At 57.2% G+C, this 19,470-nt stretch carries 13 protein-coding genes; 8 read left to right on the top strand and 5 right to left on the bottom strand.

Going from position 1 to position 19,470, the window contains the following annotated elements:
- Positions 1-3: 3 nt before the first annotated feature.
- From ACF8D4_RS02180 to ACF8D4_RS02145, 8 genes are all read left to right on the top strand, one after another.
- Positions 4-906, top strand: a complete 903-nt coding sequence (locus tag ACF8D4_RS02180) for a MoxR family ATPase (RefSeq protein ID WP_044734412.1) — start codon at positions 4-6, stop codon at positions 904-906.
- Entirely contained in the window at positions 794-1,894 is a 1,101-nt protein-coding gene (locus ACF8D4_RS02175; protein ID WP_392468260.1) for a DUF58 domain-containing protein, read from the top strand. The genes ACF8D4_RS02180 and ACF8D4_RS02175 overlap by 113 nt, the downstream gene beginning before the upstream one ends.
- Positions 1,891-3,954 carry a transglutaminaseTgpA domain-containing protein gene (locus ACF8D4_RS02170; protein WP_335900068.1) on the top strand — a complete coding sequence of 688 codons (2,064 nt, stop codon included), beginning with the start codon at positions 1,891-1,893 and terminating at the stop codon, positions 3,952-3,954. Before ACF8D4_RS02175 ends, ACF8D4_RS02170 begins: the two co-directional genes overlap by 4 nt.
- 51 nt (positions 3,955-4,005) lie before the next feature.
- Positions 4,006-7,620: an exodeoxyribonuclease V subunit gamma gene (gene recC / locus ACF8D4_RS02165; protein ID WP_392468258.1), complete on the top strand. Its 3,615-nt coding sequence runs from the start codon at positions 4,006-4,008 to the stop codon at positions 7,618-7,620.
- A gap of 1 nt (position 7,621) precedes the next feature.
- Positions 7,622-11,275, top strand: a complete 3,654-nt coding sequence (gene recB / locus ACF8D4_RS02160; protein ID WP_392468255.1) for an exodeoxyribonuclease V subunit beta — start codon at positions 7,622-7,624, stop codon at positions 11,273-11,275.
- A complete protein-coding gene (recD, locus tag ACF8D4_RS02155; RefSeq protein WP_392468253.1) occupies positions 11,272-13,257 on the top strand; it encodes an exodeoxyribonuclease V subunit alpha in 1,986 nt (661 codons plus the stop codon). The genes recB and recD overlap by 4 nt, the downstream gene beginning before the upstream one ends.
- A gap of 214 nt (positions 13,258-13,471) precedes the next feature.
- A complete protein-coding gene (locus ACF8D4_RS02150) occupies positions 13,472-14,482 on the top strand; it encodes a D-alanine--D-alanine ligase (RefSeq protein ID WP_096141706.1) in 1,011 nt (336 codons plus the stop codon).
- A gap of 133 nt (positions 14,483-14,615) precedes the next feature.
- Positions 14,616-15,008 (top strand): VOC family protein, encoded by a 393-nt coding sequence (locus ACF8D4_RS02145; RefSeq protein ID WP_234519892.1) that lies wholly within the window; start codon positions 14,616-14,618, stop codon positions 15,006-15,008.
- Positions 15,009-15,120: 112 nt separating this feature from the next.
- On the opposite strand, the gene ACF8D4_RS02140 is transcribed toward ACF8D4_RS02145, so the two are convergent.
- From ACF8D4_RS02140 to ACF8D4_RS02120, 5 genes are read right to left on the bottom strand one after another with little or no spacing between them, the layout of a single operon-like run.
- Positions 15,121-15,708 (bottom strand): cytochrome c3 family protein, encoded by a 588-nt coding sequence (locus ACF8D4_RS02140; protein ID WP_025009645.1) that lies wholly within the window; start codon positions 15,706-15,708, stop codon positions 15,121-15,123.
- Positions 15,709-15,716: 8 nt separating this feature from the next.
- The gene (locus ACF8D4_RS02135; protein ID WP_093983005.1) at positions 15,717-16,193 is read right to left on the bottom strand and encodes a nitrate reductase cytochrome c-type subunit; all 477 of its coding nucleotides are present in this window, start codon (positions 16,191-16,193) and stop codon (positions 15,717-15,719) included.
- Positions 16,194-16,206: 13 nt separating this feature from the next.
- A complete protein-coding gene (gene napA / locus ACF8D4_RS02130; protein WP_109248021.1) occupies positions 16,207-18,696 on the bottom strand; it encodes a nitrate reductase catalytic subunit NapA in 2,490 nt (829 codons plus the stop codon).
- A gap of 2 nt (positions 18,697-18,698) precedes the next feature.
- Positions 18,699-18,956, bottom strand: coding sequence for a chaperone NapD (locus ACF8D4_RS02125; RefSeq protein WP_044734405.1), 258 nt, complete (start codon positions 18,954-18,956; stop codon positions 18,699-18,701).
- Positions 18,957-18,994: 38 nt separating this feature from the next.
- Entirely contained in the window at positions 18,995-19,156 is a 162-nt protein-coding gene (locus ACF8D4_RS02120) for a nitrate reductase (RefSeq protein WP_025009643.1), read from the bottom strand.
- Positions 19,157-19,470: the final 314 nt, after the last annotated feature.

The following is a 19,470-nucleotide window of genomic DNA, read 5'->3' as shown; positions in this document are numbered from 1 at the left end:
AATGTGTCCAAGAGCCAGATAACCCAGGTACTGCAGCAACTCGAGCAAGTTTTGATAGGCAAGCCCAGGGTAATACGGCTGGCACTGGCCTGTTTACTGGCCCGCGGCCACCTGCTGATTGAAGATCTGCCGGGCATGGGCAAAACCAGTTTATCCCACGCACTGGCACAAACCTTAGGCCTGAGTTATCAGCGGGTGCAGTTTACCAGCGACATGCTGCCGGCGGATATTCTCGGGGTTTCCATCTTCGATAAGCAGCAATCTGAGTTTGTATTCCACCCAGGCCCCATCTTCAAACAGATGGTGCTGGCCGACGAAATCAACCGCGCCAGCCCCAAGACCCAGAGTGCCTTACTCGAGGCGATGGCAGAGCGGCAGATCACTGTCGACGGTGTGACCCACAGGCTGCCGCATCCTTTTTTTGTGGTCGCCACCCAAAACCCCACCGACCAATCAGGCACCTTTCCACTGCCGGAATCCCAGCTGGACCGTTTTATGATGCGCCTCTCCATTGGTTATCCCAACCAGGACGCCGAGTTGGCCATGCTCAAAGGGCAAGAGCGCAACCAGCCCCTGCCCCAGTGTCTGAGTGCGCTCGAGCTGGATCAACTGCAGCAGGAGTGCGAGCAGGTGGCCGCTTCCGACGCCCTGCTTAACTATATTCTGGCGCTGGTGGAAGCTTCCCGCAGCCAAAACGAAGGCTATGGCCTTTCCCCCAGAGCCACCAAGGCGCTGCTGGCGGCTGCCAAGGCCTGGGCCTATATCCAGGGGCGTCAATATCTGGTGCCCGAAGATGTGCAAGCAGTGTTTGGCGCTGTTGCCGAGCACCGCCTGCGGCATTCGAGCCAACTTCAGGGCGAGCAGTTATCGGCCAAGTTACTCGGCACCATTAATCCCATTCGGTAACAACGAGATGGCCTCTGTGACCTCCCTCTTCTCTGCCCGGTTCAACCGCTGGTTGTCACGGCGTATTCCCGCCGCCAAAGAGCAACGTTTGAGCCACAGAAGCATCTTTATTCTTCCCAGCGGCTTCGGCGTTATCTGGCTGGCGCTGGTACTGCTGCTGTTTCTGTTCGGCACCAACTATCAAAACAACCTGGTGATCGGCCTGGCCATAGTACTGGCCAGCGTGTTTCACACCTGCATCATTCACAGTTACCGCAACTTAGCGGGACTGAGACTCAGTGCCCGTAAGCCTCCCCAAGCCTACGCCGGCGACAGCCTCTCCTTCCCTGTGACCGTCAGTGCCGACAGAAGCCTGTTTCGGCTCGGTTTCAGCTACCCGGGAGAGCGGCAAGTCTTTGTCTCCTGTGTAGATAACCAGGAGCAGACGGCTTTGGTGCCCATGCAGCCAAGACCCAGGGGCCTTTGGCATCCAGGTAGACTCAAGGTAGAGTCCTGCTACCCTCTGGGGCTCTGTCGCGCCTGGTCTCATCTGGATCTCGACACCAGTCAATGGGTGTTTCCAGCGCCTGTGGTCAGCACAGCTAAACTGGGGCGCAGTGAACACGTCCCCGAATCCCAAGACAGTGGCGAGTGGCTCAGCGGCGTCGATGAATACGCCGGTCTTAAGAGCTATGTTCCGGGTGAATCGCTCAAACAGGTGGCCTGGAAACAGTGGGCTCAGGGCCGAGGCATGCTCAGCAAGGAGTTTGCCGAGCCTCAGGGGGCGCCCTTGTGGCTGGAGCTTGATAGCAAGTTAACCGGCGATGAGTTGGAAAAGCGCCTGGGTGAGCTGAGTTATCAGGTCAATCAACTGGCCCATTCAGGCCAAACCTGGGGACTTAAGTTAGCGAGCAGGACCATAGCGCCTTCTCAAGGCGAACCTCAGCGTCAGGAATGCCTCAAAGCCCTGGCGCTCTATCCAGGTAAGGCTGAAGGTACCGGCCGATGAAAGCCGTTCGCTTGAAAGCAACGCTCAAGGAAACCTCGGAGGAGATCATCACCCGCCGCACCTTGCTTTGGCTGCTGATCACCAATCTGGCAGTGCTGGCGCCGCTTGCTGGCAAAATCACCCTGGGAACCCTGGGGATCTGCGCCATCTGTTTTGTCTGGCGCTTGGGGATCTATCTTGGCAAGGTCGCCAGGCCCCCCAGAGTGCTGGTGACTGTGCTGGCCATTGCTGCGGCGCTGACGCTGGCGCTGGTGAGTCGCGAACTTGGCCTGCTCAATGCCCTGGTCAACTTGTTGATCCTCGGCTATTCCCTCAAATATATCGAAATGCGCAGTCGCCGCGATGTCAAAGCCGTGGTACTGGTGGGCTACTTTCTTATCGCCCTCACCTTTATCGACCATCAGCAGATGCTCGACGCCCTGCAACTCTCGCTGGTCGCGGCGCTCAACACCTGTGTGTTGGCAAGCCTCTACCACGAACAGGCCTCGTTCAATCGCCAGATCAAGCTAACCCTGGTGCTGCTGGCACAGAGTCTGCCGCTGGCGCTGCTGCTTTTTGTGGTGCTGCCGCGTTTCAGTCCGCTTTGGATGGTGCCGCAGATGAAAAGCAGTACCACAGGCCTGTCCGATGAGCTGAGCTTTGGTGATATCTCGCGCCTGACCAAGTCCAACGAGCTGGCATTTCGCGCCAGTTTCAAGGGCCAGATACCGGCTCCGGAAGACAGGTATTGGCGCGCACTGGTATTGGAGGAATATGACGGCAAACGTTGGCAGCAGTCACGGGGAATAAAGGCGCTGCAGCAAGAGAGCTTTATCATGAATCGCCGCCCCGAACCCGGCGCCCCCAAAGGGCCTTTTATCGATTACAGCATCATAGCCGAGCCGAGCGGCCAGCATTGGCTATTCGGCTTGGATCTCGCCTACAGTATGGATCCGCGCCTGGTGAATCTGCCGGACTTTCGCCTCTATGCCATAAGGCCGGTAGAACAAAGGTTGCAATACCGGGTGATGAGCTATCCGGATGCCCCCCTGGATAACCGCTTGAGAGCACCGCTGCGGCAGCTCAATCTGAGCCTCCCCGATGAAATCAACCCCCGCAGCCGCAAACTTGCCGCCGATTTTGCCCGCCGTTACCCGCAAGCCGAGCAGCGCTTGACGGCCATGATGCAGTATTTCAACAGCCAGCCCTTTTTCTACACCCTGACGCCCCCACCGGTGGGGCCGCAGCAACTGGACGACTTTTTGTTTGAAAATCGCGCCGGGTTCTGCGTTCACTACGCCTCGGCATTCACCTTCATGGCCAGAGCCACCGGCTTGCCCGCCCGCATTGTCACCGGTTATCAGGGCGGCGAATACAACCCGCAGGCCGGTTATCTCAGCGTGTATCAATATATGGCCCACGCCTGGAGTGAGGTCTATCTCGAAGGTAAAGGCTGGGTACGTTACGACCCCACCGCCATGATAGCGCCCGAACGAATTGAGCAGGGTTTCGACTCCCTGTTCAGCCCTGAAGAAAGCTATCTTTCCGAACTGCCGTTTGCCGGGGTGCGGGCCAGCGACTGGTACAACAGCCTGAGACTCAGGCTCGCCAGCCTGGATTACTACTGGAGCGTCTGGGTACTGGGTTTTGACAACGCGCGCCAGCAAGAAGTGCTCTCCAAACTGCTGGGGGAAGTGAGTATCGGCCGTCTGGCAGCCTTGGTCCTCGGGGTGATGGCCCTTACCTTTATCGTCATTTTGTTCACCACTGGCCTGCTGCGGCTTAAAAGAGGCCCGGACAACATCAACCGTCACTATCTCAAGGTATGCCGCCAGGCTGCCAGGCTCGGACTGCCAAGGCAGACTTCCCTGGGGCCTATGAATTACGCCGCGGCGCTTGCCGCGCGCTGGCCGGCGCTGACAGAGGAGATAGAAAGCTGGACCTCACTCTATATTCAGCTCAAGTATCAAGACGCTTCCAAGGAGTCGGCGATATATAAACGCCGCTTTATCCGCCAGTCCCGCGCTTTGTGGTTCAAACTGCTGAAACAAGATTTGCAACCCGATAAATCAAGCACCTAGAATAGAGCACCAAAGCAATAAACGGCCCAAAGCCAGGTAACCCTGCTGCCTATGTTTACTCTTATCCAGTCCAACAAGATGGAATTGCTGTCGGCCACCCTGGCAGACCGGCTTCGCGATGGCGTCCCCGGCATGTCGCCGCTTAGCTGCGAGCAAATTCTGGTGCAAAGCCCCGGCATGTCCACCTGGCTCCGCCTGGAGCTGGCGCGCCACAACGGCGTGGCGGCGGCGCAGGAGTTTCCGCTGCCTTCCAGCTTTATCTGGCAGCTCTGTTATCTGCTGCTCGATGATGTGCCCAAGGAAAACCCCTTTACCAAGGCGGCGATGACCTGGAAACTGATGGCACTGTTGCCCTCCCTTCTGGATAGAGACAATTTTGCACCGCTCAGACATTATCTGGGCGACGATGTCGAGCTCAAACTGTTTCAACTCAGCGGCCGTATCGCCGATATTTTCGATCAATATCTGGTATACCGTCCGGAATGGATCCTCGGCTGGGAGCAAAATGAATCTCCGCTGGAGATAGCGCCGCAGGACGCCTGGCAACCCGAGCTTTGGCGCGAGTTGGTGCGTTACAACAATCAGGAGTTGCAACAGAGCCATTACCACAGGGCCAATCTGCACCAGGCGCTGATAGAAACGCTGACAGGCGGCAACGATCATGCCTTGGAAGGCCTGCCGCCCAGATTGTTCGTGTTCGGGATCTCCTCGATGGCGCCGCAAACACTGGATGTACTCTATGCGCTCGCCAGTCGCATCGAGGTAGTGATGCTGAGCCTCAGCCCCTGTCGTCACTATTGGGGCGATATCATAGAACCCAGGGCGCGGGCGCGAATGGCGCTGGCTTTTGAGGGCAAGAAACAGTTGCCCGAGCTCTGGGAAGACAAGCTGGAAGTGGGCAATCCCATTCTGGCCAATAACGGCCGTCTCGGCCGCGAGCTGCTGGATATGGTGCTGGAGCTGCCACCTGAGCGGCTGGAACTGGAAGAGCTGTTTCACCCAGGCAACACAGATACCCTGCTCGGCGGCATTCAAAATGACATTCTGGAGATGGAAACCTTAGGCGAACCCCTGGGGCCGGATGTCAGCAAATACCTGAATATCGCCCGGCGCAGGCCCTTGGCCGCCACCGACGACTCCATCACCCTGCGAAGCTGTCACAGCCCGCTGCGGGAAGTGGAAACCTTGCACGATCATCTGCTGCATCGCCTGCGCAGCGATCCTTCGCTGGCCGCCAAGGACATCATGGTGATGCTGCCCGATGTGGCCGCCTACGCCCCCTATATCGATGCGGTGTTTTCCGCCAAGAGCGGCGATCATTTCATCCCCTATGCCATAGCCGATCGCGGCGCGGCCCAGGAATCCCCCTTAATTGCCGGTTTTCTCAACCTGCTGGCGCTGGACAAGAGCCGCTTTGGTCTGACAGACATCATCAGTATTCTCGAAGTGCCCGCAGTGCTGGCCCGCTTTGGCATAGCCCAGGAGGAGCTGGAGCAGCTCAAGGGCTGGCTCAAGGCCGCCGGTATTCGCTGGGGCCGCGACAGTCACAACCGCGAAGAACTGGGCTTGCCCGGGTTTGACAAACACTCCTGGGCCTTTGGGATCCGCCGCATGCTGCTGGGCTATGCCCTGGGCGATGATGCCGAGCTGTATCAGGGCGATCTGCCGCTGGCCGGTATTGAAGGCCAGTCGGCGCAGGCGCTCGGCAAGCTGTTGAATTTTATTGAAGCGCTCGATGACTTCAGGGAAGAGCTCAAGCAGCAAACCCCGCCGGAAGATCGGGTGGCGCAGCTTAACGCCCTGCTCGATGCCTTTTATCTGGCCCAGGAAGACGATGCCAGGGAAGAGATCAACGACATTCGCCAGGCCATAGACAGATTCGCCGAAGAGCTGCGACTGTCGGGCTTTAGCGGGGTATTGCCGCTGACAGTGGTTTGGCAATGGTTCAACTCAACCTTGAGTGAGTCCAGGGTCGGTCAGCGTTATCTCGCCGGCAGCGTCAACTTCTGTACCCTGATGCCGATGCGCTCCATCCCCTTCCGCCAGGTGTGTTTGCTGGGAATGAACGATGGCGTCTACCCCAGGGTGCAACATCCTGTGGGGTTCGATCTCACCGCCCATGAAAAGCCAAGACGTGGCGACCGCTCAAGACGCCTGGATGACAGATACCTGTTTCTCGAAGCCTTGCTGTCGGCCCGGGATCAGCTCTATATCAGTTACATAGGCCACAGCGAGCGCGATAACAGTGAGCGTATTCCCTCCATGCTGGTATCGGAATTGCTGGAATACATTCAGCTGTGTTACCGCCCGGACGAGGCGCAATTTACGCCGTCCTCAGTGCCCACAGATGCCGATGAGATTGCCGCCCTTGGCGATCTGGCGGCCGATGCGCTGATGCAACGCCTCATCATTCAGCAACCGCTGCAGCCCTTCGACGCCCGGCTCTACAGTGACAGCGAGCTGCCCGGCAGTTTTGCAACCCAGTGGTGCCCCCGGGAGATGTTTGCCGCCCAAAGCCCGGCGCCTTTTATTGAGCATGAGCTGGGCGAGGAAACCGCCCTCAAGGAGCCGGAGCTGGAACTCTCGGCGCTGATCCGCTTTTTCCGCAACCCGGCGCAGTATTTCTGCCAGCGGGTGCTGCAGCTGGACTTGAGGCTGGATATCGACAGTCAGGACAATGATGAGCCCTTTGAGCTCAACGCCCTGCAACGCTATCAGCTGCAGCTGCTGATGATGCAGGATGCGCTGGAAGACGAGCGCGGAGAGCTGGATGAAACCCTGCTCGACAAGCTCAAGGCCGAAGGTCTGCTGCCGATGGCGCCATTTGACGATCTGCTGCTGGATCAATACCGCCGCGATATCGCCCCGGCGGTGGAGCGTACCCGTTTTCTTCGCGCCGAATTGCCCAAGCCCGATGCCGTTGAAATAGCGCTCAAGCTTGAGGTCAATGGCCGCGAGCTGCTGCTCTGTGGCCGTATCGAAGACTGCTACCCCAAGGGGCTGGTCAACTTAAGGCCGGGTACCACCAAGCCCAAGGATCTGTTGAGCCTCTATATTCGCCATCTGTGCCTAAATGCCAGCGGCATTCACAGACACAGCTATCTGCTGGATGCCGGTCACTTCCACGCCATGGCGCCGCTCAAGGCCGAGTCCGCCAAGGCCCTGCTGGGTCAGTTGGCCGCCTTGTTTGAGCTGGGGCAGCATAGGCCACTGCCCTTTATGGCGCAAACCTCCATGGCGTACTTCAGCGCCGAGGTAGAAGATGGCTTGCCCATTGACACTGAACATCAGCTGCGGCTTGCTGAGGCCGAGAGCGCCTGGTTGGATGATGCCGGGTTCGGTGACGGCCAGGATCCCCATAACGCCCGCCTGTTCCGCTTTCCGGATGACTTTGGTTTAACCCTTGATGACAGCACCTATGCTGGCACGGCGGCGGATTTTGAGCTCAAAGCTGGTGAACCTGAGTTGAGTGAAGATGAGTTGAGTGAAGATGAGTTTACGCTGAGCAACATGAGTGCGGGGTTGCCAGGCGGCTGGCAACTCAGACTCAAGCAGAGCCTGAGTTTCCCGGGGTTGGCCCAGGGGATTTTGGCGCCGCTTATCAGCCTTTACCACAAAGACAAACTGGCCGCCCTGGCCGATTTTACCCAGATGGGGCAGGAATAATATGCAAGCACTGGAGCCATTGAGTTTACCGCTGAGCGGCCGGCGCCTGATTGAGGCCAGTGCCGGAACCGGCAAGACCTACACCATTTCCGGCCTCTATCTGCGCTTATTGCTGGGTGATTTTGAGCGCCCGGGCCTCAGCTGTGAGCAGATCCTGGTGGTCACCTTTACCAACGCCGCCACCGAAGAGCTGCGCGACAGAATACGCAAAAGGATCCGCAGCTGTTATCAGCGCTTTATCGGCCTAAGCGTCAAAGACGATTTTATCGAGCAGCTTTATCAACGCTGCCCGCCAACTCAGCGAGCAACCGCCCTCAAACAGCTGGATCTGGCGCTCAAGAGCCTGGATGAAGCCGCCATTTTTACCATTCACGGCTTTTGCCAGCGGATCCTCTCGGATATGGCCTTTGAGTCGGCGCTGCTGTTCGAGTCGGAATTTGCCCTGGATGACAGCGAATACCTGCGCCAGAGTGTGCGCGATTTCTGGCGCCATGTCTGCTATCGGCTGCCAACAGCGCTGGCGACCGCGATAGCCGCCCATTATGCCACTCCGGATACGCTGGGGCGCGAATTGAGACCACTGCTCGGCGCCAGTCAAGCGAGCGCCAACCGCGACCCGGGGAAATTCGACCAATATGCCGAGCAGTTGCAGACTCAGCTTGCAAGACTGCGACTGAGCTGGCCAAGAGAAAGGGACGCCACCGAGGCCCTGCTCCACAGCCTGCCGCTCAACGGCACCAGCTATGGCAAGCAGGCCGATGGCTACCCCAAGCTCACGGCCATGCTGGAGCAGATGGACAACTGGGCCAAGTATCATCAGGGGCTGCCGACCCCGAAACTCCTGGACAGCCTGGCTCTCGGGTCACTGAAACTGAGAAAAGGCGGCGAAATCCCTACAGCACAACAGGCGCCGCTACTGGCGCAGATAGAAGCGCTCAAAGACAGCGTAGACTCGCTTATTCCGGCATTTCTCTATCAGGCAAGAGCCCAGATAGCCGAGCGTTTTGCCGAGCTCAAGGCCGAGCGCAACTTGCTGAGCCCGGACGATCTGCTGCTGACCCTGGCCAAGGCCATAGACGGCCTGACCCGGACGGCGCCGGATAGCGGCCTTGCCATAGGTGAGCAGCTCAAGCAGAAAATAGGCAAACGCTTCCCGGTGGCACTTATCGACGAATTTCAGGATACGGATCCGCTGCAGTTTGCAATTTTCTCCGGCATCTACCCGGCGCAATTGCCACAGCAGGATGCGGATGCCGGCGCCGAGCCTGAACCCAAGCCTGATCCAAGTCGCACGCTGTTGATGATAGGCGATCCCAAGCAGGCGATTTACGCCTTTCGCGGCGCCGATATCTATACCTATATTGAGGCCAGGCGTAATACCGCCGATCACTATAATCTGGACACCAACTATCGCTCGGCCAGCAACATGATTGCAGCGGTCAATCGCCTGTTTGCCAACCGCAGCGATCCTTTTATCAGCGACGCCATCCCGTTCGAGCCGGTCAAGGCCAAGGACGCAGGCAGCAAACAGCTGCTCGCGCCCGGCGCAGACTCGGCGGCGCTGCAGCTCAGGCTGCTCAAGGAAGATCCGGACAAGGGCCTCAACAAGACCCAGGCCCGTAAACTGCTGGCCGAAGATACTGCTGCCGAAATCGTGCGCCTGCTCAATGCCGCCAACCGCGGCGAGTGCCGCCTCACCGGCAGTGAGCAGCCGCTGCGCGCCCGGGATATCGCCATTTTAGTGCGCGACAGAAATGAAGCCGCCGTCATGCAACAAGCGCTCAATAATCGCCAAATCGGCGCCGTGTTCCTCAGCCGCGACTCGGTAATGGGCACTGAGGAAGCGCGGGAAATCGCCCTTATCCTCAAGGCGCTCGCCAGCCCCAGGGATGAACGGGCGATTCGCTCGGCACTGGCCTGCCGCTTGCTGGGCTTCAGCGCCAATAAGATCCATGAGTTCAACCAATCTGAGACACTGCGCGCCGAGGTGCTCGATACCTTCATGTCGCTGCATGAGCTCTGGAGCCGCCGCGGCATCATGCCGGCGCTGCTCAATCTCGCTGATCACTGGCAGCTGCTGGAACGGCTTGGCCGAGAAGCCAACGCCGAGCGGCGTCTCACCGATTTTCGCCATCTGGCGGAAGTGCTGCAGCAAAAATCCACCGAGCTCGAAGGCATGAGCGCCCTGGTCAACTGGTTTGAGCAGGAACTGCTCTCCGGCCAAAGCCGTGAAGAGCAGCAGCTGAGGCTCGCCAGCGAACAAAACCTGGTGCAGATAGTCACCATCCATAAGAGTAAAGGGCTGGAATATCCTGTGTGCTTCATCCCCTTTGTCAGTTTGGCCCGCGACGGCAGTCGCCGCCCCTCGCCCATGCTGTACCACAAAGACAATCAATTAGTCTGGGATCTGGACGCCAGTGACGAAGGCTGGGAAGCCTGTAAACGCGAGACGCTGGCCGAAGATCTGCGCCTCTTGTATGTGGCGCTGACCCGGCCCGTATATCGCTGTTATCTGGGGCTGGCCAACCACTGCCGCATGAACAAGACGGGCATCAACAGCTTTTTGAAAGACACAGCCATAGGCTATCTGCTCGGCATTGAAGACAAGGACTGTGACGGCGACAGGTTGCAAAGCGCCGCCGCATCCCTTGTTTGCGAGGCCATCTCCTTGACCGGGATGGGCGATGCAGACCCAAGTCGCCTTCAAGGCACTGAAAACCATTCCCCAAGCCCACTTTGTGCCCAGGTGCCGGCGGCGCGTCAAGGCGCGCCCTGGCGGGTCGGCAGCTATTCCGGCCTGGTCAAACATCTGCCCCACGAGCGGGTGTTGCCGGGCGCCGGTGATGAGGAGTTTGAAATCGAACCTGCCTCTGTCTATGAACCACAGGATGTCTTGCAGGCCAACCGCTTCAGCTTCGAGCGCGGCGCCAATGCCGGTTCTTTTATGCACCTGGTGCTGGAGAAAATCGACTTTACCCAGGCCGAGGAGGAACTCTTGCTGCATCTGCCCCAGGCGATGCAGCAATACGGCATCGACAGCGATTGGCAAGATGTGCTTTATGACTGGTATCGGGATCTGCTTAACGCCGACATCGCTCTGCCTCAGGGGCAGAGTCTGCGCCTGGTTGATCTCAGCAAGCGCCAAAAGCTGGTGGAGATGGAGTTTTATCTGCCCCTTGGCGGCGATACCCAGCTTATCGATACCGAGCTCAGCCGCTTGCTGGCCAAACACGGTTATGGCGGTGAACTGCGCTTCGATGCCTTCAAGGGCATGCTCAAGGGGTTTATCGATCTTACCTTTGAATATCAGGGCCGTTTCTATATTGCCGATTATAAATCCAACCATCTTGGGGACGATTTCAGCGATTACCGCCAGGACAAGATGGCCGCCGCCATCAGCGAGCACAGATACGATCTTCAGTACCTGCTCTACAGCCTGGCGCTGCACAGATATCTGAGCCTCAAACTGCCGGACTATTGTTATCAAAACCATTTCGGCGGCTGCTGTTATCTGTTTCTACGGGGCATGTCAGCGGCTCATCCCGGCGCCGGGGTGTTTGTGGACAGGCCGGATGAAGCGGTGATCCTGGCCCTGGATGCCTTACTCAAGGGCGAGTCGCCCTCGAGCGCCCCTCAGTTGGAGTTGAGTCTATGACAGATAGCCCATCAATACTGCAAAGCAGCCAAGCTGTTACTGCGCTGCTCAAGCAATGGGAAGAGCAGCGGCTGCTGACGGCGCTCGACCGCCACTTTGCGCTGCAGATGGCCGCCATTCACCGGGAGCCAGCACCGCTGTTTCTGTTGCTGTGCGCCCTGCTGAGCCGCCAGTTATCATCGCAGCACGCCTGCCTGCCACTGGGGAGCATAGCGTTTGATAATCCGCTGGCAGAGCCCCGCCCCAGTGTGCGCCTCAATACCGACCCGGCAAACCTTGAGCTGGCGGTGGCCAGTTTTGCCGCCGTCGGCGCCCCGGGTGAAGACAAACCCTTGATCCTCGACGCTGGCCGCCTCTACCTCAAACGCTATTATGATTTTGAGTGCCGGGTCGCCCGGCGACTCACCGCCATGGCCGCCACTGAATACCCCGCCACCGACGAAGTGCGGCGCGCGCTGGATTGCCTGTTTTTGCCGCCCGCCAGCCATACTGGCCCAGCGACTAATGGTGCAGCTCAAACTGATAGTGAAACTCAAACTAATAGTGAAAATTCCGGCAAACGCGATTGGCAAAAAGTCGCCACCGCCACCGCCTATTGTCGCCAGTTGGCGGTGATCACCGGCGGCCCGGGCACAGGCAAGACCACCACAGTCACTAAGCTGCTGATGCTCCTGTGTCTCGGCAGTGAGATGAACATACGTCTGGTGGCCCCCACGGGTAAAGCGGCTGCGCGCCTGACCGAATCGATAAAGGCCTCCAAACAGCGCCTGGCCAAAGAGCTTATGCCCTTTGCTGCCGAGCTTGACCTTGGCGCCATAGACAAGATCCCCGAAGAAGCCGCCACCGTGCATCGCCTGCTGGGGGTGATCCCCGGCTCGCACAAATTCCGTCATCACCAAGACAACCCGCTGCATCTGGATCTGCTGATTGTCGATGAAGCCTCCATGGTGGACTTGCCTATGATGGACCGGCTGCTCGATGCCCTGCCCGCCAATGCCAGGTTGATACTGCTCGGGGATCAGGATCAACTGGCCTCGGTGGAAGCCGGCGCCGTGCTCGCCGATATCTGCGCCGGTCTGCGCCACCAGCAGGACTGGCGCATGCGTTACAGCGCCGAGTTTGCCGCAACCCTGACAAGGCTCACCGGCTTTGACCTCAGCGATTGCGTCAATCTCGCCCCCGGCATAGGCAACAATCTTTGTATGCTGCGTCACAGCCACAGATTCCGCGGCGATGCCGGCATAGGCGTGCTGGCCAAGGCGGTCAACCTCAGTGATGGCGCCGCGATAACTGCGGCCTGGAATGGCGGTTATCAAGAGCTTGAGTGGCTGGAAATAGGTAAACAGCAGCAGGGGCTGGCTCAGCTTCTCAGCCAGGCCTGTGAGCACTACCGCGACTATTTGGAAGTGGTGCACAGGCCGGACATTGGCGCCGAGGAGATCATCGCCCGTTACAATCGCTTTCGACTGCTGTGCGCCACCCGTGGCGGCGATTTCGGTGTCGAAGGGATCAATCGGCAACTGACACAAGTGCTGAAACAGGCCGGACTGATCGCCCCACAGCAGGAGTTTTATCCGGGCCGGCCGCTGATCATCCAAAGCAACGATTACAACCTGGGGCTGTTTAACGGCGATATCGGCGTTATTCTGCCCGACCGTGACAGCAACAGGCTGCTGGCGCACTTTATTCAGGCCGACGGCAGTGTGCTCAAGGTGTTGCCGGCGCGTCTTCCAGGCCACGAGACCTGTTTTGCCATGACAGTGCACAAGTCCCAGGGCAGTGAATTTGATTCTGTGGCCTTGGTGTTGCCGCCAAGCCCGAGTCCGGCGCAGCTGCAACTGCTCACCAAGGAGCTGATCTACACCGCCATTACCCGCGCCAAACAACATTTTTGCTGCCTGGGTAACAGCTCAGTGTTTGACGGCGCCTGTCGTCGCCTCACGCGCCGGGCCTCGGGGCTGGCCGATAGGCTGTGGCAGTGATTGTGGCAGAGATTATGGCTATGGCAGAAACTATGACTGTGGCCATGACTATAACGAAAACAGCAACCGAGCCCAATGATTTACGGCCCGCTTCGCTCTGGCGGCAAAATAACCAGATGAGAGCCAGCGTCAGCTGCCGTTATACTCAAGGCCTGTCTAAGCAGGCATAATATCGGCCAAGGTTATTTATCAGGCCGCTCAGTCAGGAGAATTCATGAGCAAAACCCATATCTTGTTACTCTGTGGCGGCGGGGCCGCCGAGCACAGTATCTCTTTGATGTCGGCTGACTATATCGAAAGCTGCCTGGCAAATATTCCCGACATGGAAGTGCTCAGATTGGAGCTGGACGCCGCCGGCCACTACCACACCAAGCAGCGCCAGGTTTGCGAGCTGACCAATCGCCGTGAAGTGCGCTTCGATGAGGCCGAGCCCAGCTGGCCGGTGGACTATGTGATCCCCTGCATTCACGGCTATCCGGGTGAGACCGGCGATATTCAGTCCTATTTCAATCTGATCAACCTGCCCTATTTCGGCTGCGGCTCCGAACCCAGCAGCAACTGCTTCAACAAGGTCACGGCCAAGATGTGGTTCAGTGCGCTCGGTATCCCCAATACCCCTTATCTGTTTCTCAGTGAAGCCGGTGAAGCGGCCAACACCCGCTGCCGTGAGGCCTTGAATGAATGGGGCTCACTGTTTATCAAGGCGGCATCCCAAGGGTCATCCGTCGGCTGCTACCGGGTGGACAACGGCGATGATATCCCCTCGGTGCTGGAGCAGGCCTTCAGTTACTCCCCCTACGTGGTGGTGGAAAAGACCATCAAAGCCAGGGAGCTGGAAGTGGCCGTATATGAATACCAGGGTGAAGTGATTGCCACAGTGCCTGGTGAAATCATCTGCGCCAACAACACCTTTTACAGCTTCGATGAGAAGTATGATGCCAAGAGCAAGGCGGTGACCAAGGTCGAGGCCGAGTTGAGCCAAGCGCAAATCGATACCATACGCGATTATGCCATTCGCGCCTTTAAGGGCATGAAGCTGTCCCACCTGTCGCGTATCGACTTCTTCCTTACCGATGAAGGCGAGATACTGCTCAACGAGATCAATACCTTCCCGGGCATGACGCCCATCTCCATGTTCCCCAAGATGCTCAGCAACAATGGCCATGATGTCAGCGAGTGGCTGGTGAGTAACATTAGACGCCAGCTGAGCGAACCGCTCAAGTAAAGCACCAGTAAAGTTCTAGGTTGAACCAAGCACCAACCGGACTGAAGCAAACGCAAAACCACACCCGCCACTCGCGCGGGTGTTCTTTATCCTGCTAAGCTGAAAATAGGTGTGACGGCATGCAGGAGAGCTTATGTTCAGTGCGATAGATATAGATCATCTGGTGTTGATCTGCAGCAGTCTGGAAACCAGCCAAGCATTCTATACCCAAGTACTGGGGGCTCATCCCGAGCGGCGGCTCGACTCCCCTTGCCTGCTGCAACTGAGATTCGGCAGCGCCCTTATCGATCTTGTGCCAAGAAGCGATCAACCCGCAGGCCTCAATATGGCGCACTTCTGCCTCAATATTGCCGCCAAGGATGAAGCCTCAGTGTTGCAACACCTGGAGCAACACGGCGTGCACCACGAAGGCTTTTCGGAAAAATATGGCGCCCGGGGATACAGCCGCTCTATCTATATTTACGATCCGGACGGCAATCAAGTGGAGCTTAAACTCCTGAGTCGGCAACAAGAGAGCGGCCAATAAGGCGTTGCTTAATCATGGTTTTTGACTGGCGATTTAACAGATAAAAAAGCGCGCCGGAAGGATCCAGCGCGCTTTTTCCATGAAGCAATAGGCTCTGCCCAAAGTTTTGGGCTCAGAAGCCTTCCACTCCCTGCATATCCGGCAGGTGGTGGGCTATCCCCTTGTGGCAGTCGATACAGGTCTTCTCTCCGCTTGCCAGCGAGGTGGAGTGCATATTGGCCGCCCGCTGTGACTGACGGGTGAAGTCCATGTACTGGAAGTTATGGCAGTTTCGACACTCCAGCGAGTCGTTGGCCTTGAGTCTGGCCCACTCATGCTCGGCCAGTTCACGCCGCTTGGACTCGAACTTCTCCCGGGTATTGATGGTGCCGAACACCTTGCCCCAAACCTCCTTGGAAGCCTGCATCTTACGGGCTATTTTGTCGGTCCAATTATGGGGAACGTGGCAGTCCGGACAGGTCGCCCGCACCCCGCTGCGGTTAGTGAAATGTATGGTGGTCTTCAGCTCCTGATAGACGTTGTTCTCCATTTCATGGCAACCGATACAAAAGGCCTCCTGGTTGGTGGCTTCCAGGGCAGTGTTGAAACCACCCCAGAAGATGATCCCGGCGACAAAGCCTCCCAGGGTCAGAAAACCCAGACTGAAGTGAACACTGGGCCGGTTCAGCACCCGCCATATCTGTTTCAGTTTCTCAAACATAGCGACTCCTAATGGCTGGATGGGTTCTCAGCCCCGGACTTGAGCAAGTGATCCATATCGACAAAGTCATTCTCCACCATCAATCTGGCGTCCAGTTGCGGCACATGGCACTGGGTACAGAAATAACGTCTGGGTGACAGCTCGGCCAGGAAGTTGTTGTCTCTGTCCATATAGTGAGTCACGCTCACCATAGGTGCCTGCGATTCGCCGGTGCGACTGCGGGCATGACAGGACATGCACTTGTTGACCTTAAGATCCAGCTGGTAGCCGTCTATCTTGTGCGGTATAACCGGCGGTTGCATCGGGTAGTTACGGGTCTGTTTGATGTCCGTATTTCTCACCTTCTGCATCACAGGCGGTGTCGGCTGGCTATTGAGCGGCGCCTGACGCAAAGTCGCCACCTTATCCTCGGGAATACCGGCGGCATTGACAGTCAAAGTGGTCAGCAGTGCAGCAAAGGCCAACAGGGTATGATTCGATTTCATCTTCTTATCCTCCTCAGGCCTTCATCACTTTCACGGCACACTTCTTGAAATCAGTCTGCTTGGACAGCGGATCTGTGGCATCCAGAGTCACCTTGTTGATCAACTGACTGGCATCGAACCAGGGGACAAACACCAAACCCACCGGCGGCTTGTTGCGACCGCGGGTTTCCACCCGGGTCAGTATCTCGCCGCGGCGGGACACTACCTTGACCTCATCACCTCGGCGCAGGCCGCGTTTTTTGGCATCATCCGGATGCATAAAGCACACGGCATCCGGGAAGGCGCGATAGAGCTCGGGTACCCTCTGGGTCATGGAGCCTGAGTGCCAATGTTCCAGCACCCGCCCGGTAGAGAGCCAGAGATCATATTCTGCATCCGGGGATTCTGCCGCCGGCTCGTATGGCAGCGCGAAGATAACCGCCTTGCCGTCTTTTTTGCCATAAAACTCAAAGCCCTTGCCGGGTTTAACGTAGGGATCCGAGCCCTCACGGTAGCGCCAGAGGGTTTCTTTGCCGTCAACCACAGGCCAGCGCAAACCATGGGCCTGGTGGTACATTTCAAAGGGAGCCAAGTCGTGACCGTGACCACGGCCAAAGGTGGCGTATTCTTCAAAAAGCCCCTTTTGTATATAGAAACCAAAGTGCTTGGCCTCGTCGTTCAGGTACTTGTTATCGCTTTCACTGAGAGGAAACTTGTCAACATTGCCGTTCTGGTACAGCACTTCATACAAGGTCTTGCCCTTGTATTCAGGATTGGCCGCCAACACAGCCTCGGACCAGACTTCGTCTGTGGTAAAGCGCTTGGAGAACTCCAGCAACTGCCAGAGATCAGAGCGCGACTGTCCGGGCGCTGTCACCAACTGGTGCCAGAACTGGGTGCGGCGCTCGGCGTTACCATAGGCGCCCTCTTTCTCCACCCACATGGCAGTGGGCAAAATGAGATCCGCGGCCTGGGTGGTAACCGTTGGGTAAGCATCGGACACCACAATAAAGTTTTCCGGGTTACGGTATCCGGGCAAGCCTTCTTCGTTGATATTGGGGCCGGCCTGCATATTGTTATTCACCTGCACCCAGTAGCAGTTGAGATCGCCATCTTTCAGGCGCCGGTTCTGCTCTACTGCGTGGTAGCCTGGCTTGGGCGGAATAATCCCGGAAGGGATTTTCCAGATGGTCTCGGCAATCTTGCGGTGCTCTGGATTATTCACCACCAGATCCGCCGGCAAGCGATGGGAGAAGGTGCCCACTTCCCGCGCAGTACCGCAGGCTGAAGGTTGACCTGTGAGTGAAAACGGACTGTTGCCCGGGGTGGCTATTTTGCCGGTCAGCAAATGGATATTGTAGATAAGGTTGTTACACCAAACCCCGCGGGTATGCTGGTTAAAGCCCATGGTCCAGAAGGAGGTCACCTTCACCTCGGGATCGGCGTAGAGTTTCGCCAGCTCCAGCAATTTATGTTCGGGTACGCCCGAGAGCTTGCTGACCTTCTCCAGGCTGTAATCGGCGACAAACGCCTTGAACTGATCGAAGTCCATCGGGGTGGATTCACCGGCGGTGGCCACGTTCTTGGCTTTTTGCTGCAACGGATGTGAGGGCCGCAGGCCATAGCCGATATCGGTTGTACCTCTGCGGAAGTTCACATGCTTGTTGACGAAGTCCCAATTAACCTTGTCATTACTGATGATGTAGTTGGCGACATAGTTGAGAATGGCCAGATCGGTTTGCGGCGTGAAGACAATCGGCAAGTCGGCCAAATCAAAGCTTCTGTGCTCGAAGGTGGACATCACAGAGACTTTTACATGGGGCGCGCTGAGGCGTCTGTCTGTGACCCGGCTCCAGAGGATTGGGTGCATCTCGGCCATGTTGGAGCCCCAAAGCACAAAGGCGTCGGCAGCTTCAATATCGTTGTAGCAGCCCATGGGCTCATCCATGCCAAAGGTACGCATAAAGCCGCCCACGGCCGAGGCCATACAGTGACGGGCGTTAGGATCGATATTGTTGGAGCCGAAACCCGCCTTCATCAGCTTGGAAGCGGCATAACCTTCCCAAACCGTCCACTGACCTGAACCAAACATGCCTACCGCCGTCGGCCCTTTGGTCTTGATGGTGTGCTTCCACTTCTCGGCCATGATGTCAAAGGCCTGATCCCAACTGATAGGGGTAAATTCACCATGCTTGTCGTATTTGCCGTCTGTCATCCGCAGCATGGGAGTCTGCAGCCTGTCATGGCCATACATGATCTTCGACAGGAAGTAGCCTTTAATGCAGTTGAGGCCGCGGTTGACCTCACTGTTGGCATCGCCATGGGTCGCCACGACCCGGCCTTCGCGGGTGGCCACCATCACAGAGCAGCCAGTACCGCAAAAGCGGCACGGCGCCTTGTTCCAATCTAACTGGGTGTGTTCTGAACTGGTGATCAGGTTGCTGGCGGTGGCAGGTAAAGCCAATCCGGCGACCCCGGCTGCCGCCATGGCGGCATTGGCCTTCATGAATTCGCGTCTGTTCATTTTCATTGCTCTTCCTCTTCGAGCTGTTCACACTGGTGATACACCATAGCGGTGGAGATCACGCCCTTGAGGGCATTGATCTTGTCCATGGTGGCGAGGATCGCCTGTTCGGTCGGGCCTTCCAGCACCACAACCAGCTTGCTTTCATCGTTAACCGACAACTCGGCATTGCCGAATGACAGAATTTGCTGACGAACGCCGGCCATCTTGGGTGGCATCACCTGAAGGATCAGGCTGCTGACATGCAATTCCCTACTCATCTCGTTCCCCTGTTTTAAGGACTCTCGTTATGCTGGCGTTAACCGGCTCCCGGTGGACCGGTTAAAATTTGGCTAAACCAGATGGCAAAGCCCAAACCGCTGACCAGCAAAACCGACAACAGCGGCGCCAAAAAAACCGTCAGGAAGATAAATATCTTCAGTTCCAGACGTTTTTCATCAGTACTCGGTGTCTCGCTCATGGCTCCTCCCTAGGTGCAATGAAGATGGCTTGCTGCTGTGCTATTCCAGGGCAACGGCCGCCAAGCCCGGCAGATTAAAGCCGCCTTTTAAATGCAACTTGTTTTCGGTTTTGATCATAAAGCCAAAGTGTTAACAAACTGTATACCCCCAAGTTGGTAAACACCTGATGCCGTTGATCTGGATCATATAAATAGCCGGTAAAAGACGGATATCACTTATTTCAACCGCCTCAATCGATTGTAATTTCGATATTTTCCGCTTTTAGCTATTCAGGCTCACATGAAATACAGCAAAGAAGTGGCTATTTCGCCAA

Source organism: Shewanella sp. YQ_9 (genome assembly GCF_043103185.1).
GTDB classification, from domain to species: domain Bacteria; phylum Pseudomonadota; class Gammaproteobacteria; order Enterobacterales; family Shewanellaceae; genus Shewanella; species Shewanella algae.
The sequence above is the reverse complement of the archived record's forward strand: the minus strand, read 5'-3'. Positions and strand labels throughout refer to the sequence as shown.

Coding starts and splice junctions, on each gene's coding strand:
- ACF8D4_RS02175 (WP_392468260.1), top strand. CDS start 794: ATGTGCAAGCAGTGTTTGGCGCTGTTGCCGAGCACCGCCTGCGGCATT.
- ACF8D4_RS02170 (WP_335900068.1), top strand. CDS start 1,891: ATGAAAGCCGTTCGCTTGAAAGCAACGCTCAAGGAAACCTCGGAGGAG.
- recC (WP_392468258.1), top strand. CDS start 4,006: ATGTTTACTCTTATCCAGTCCAACAAGATGGAATTGCTGTCGGCCACC.
- recB (WP_392468255.1), top strand. CDS start 7,622: ATGCAAGCACTGGAGCCATTGAGTTTACCGCTGAGCGGCCGGCGCCTG.
- recD (WP_392468253.1), top strand. CDS start 11,272: ATGACAGATAGCCCATCAATACTGCAAAGCAGCCAAGCTGTTACTGCG.
- ACF8D4_RS02150 (WP_096141706.1), top strand. CDS start 13,472: ATGAGCAAAACCCATATCTTGTTACTCTGTGGCGGCGGGGCCGCCGAG.
- ACF8D4_RS02145 (WP_234519892.1), top strand. CDS start 14,616: ATGTTCAGTGCGATAGATATAGATCATCTGGTGTTGATCTGCAGCAGT.
- ACF8D4_RS02140 (WP_025009645.1), bottom strand. CDS start 15,708: ATGTTTGAGAAACTGAAACAGATATGGCGGGTGCTGAACCGGCCCAGT.
- ACF8D4_RS02135 (WP_093983005.1), bottom strand. CDS start 16,193: ATGAAATCGAATCATACCCTGTTGGCCTTTGCTGCACTGCTGACCACT.
- napA (WP_109248021.1), bottom strand. CDS start 18,696: ATGAACAGACGCGAATTCATGAAGGCCAATGCCGCCATGGCGGCAGCC.
- ACF8D4_RS02125 (WP_044734405.1), bottom strand. CDS start 18,956: ATGAGTAGGGAATTGCATGTCAGCAGCCTGATCCTTCAGGTGATGCCA.
- ACF8D4_RS02120 (WP_025009643.1), bottom strand. CDS start 19,156: ATGAGCGAGACACCGAGTACTGATGAAAAACGTCTGGAACTGAAGATA.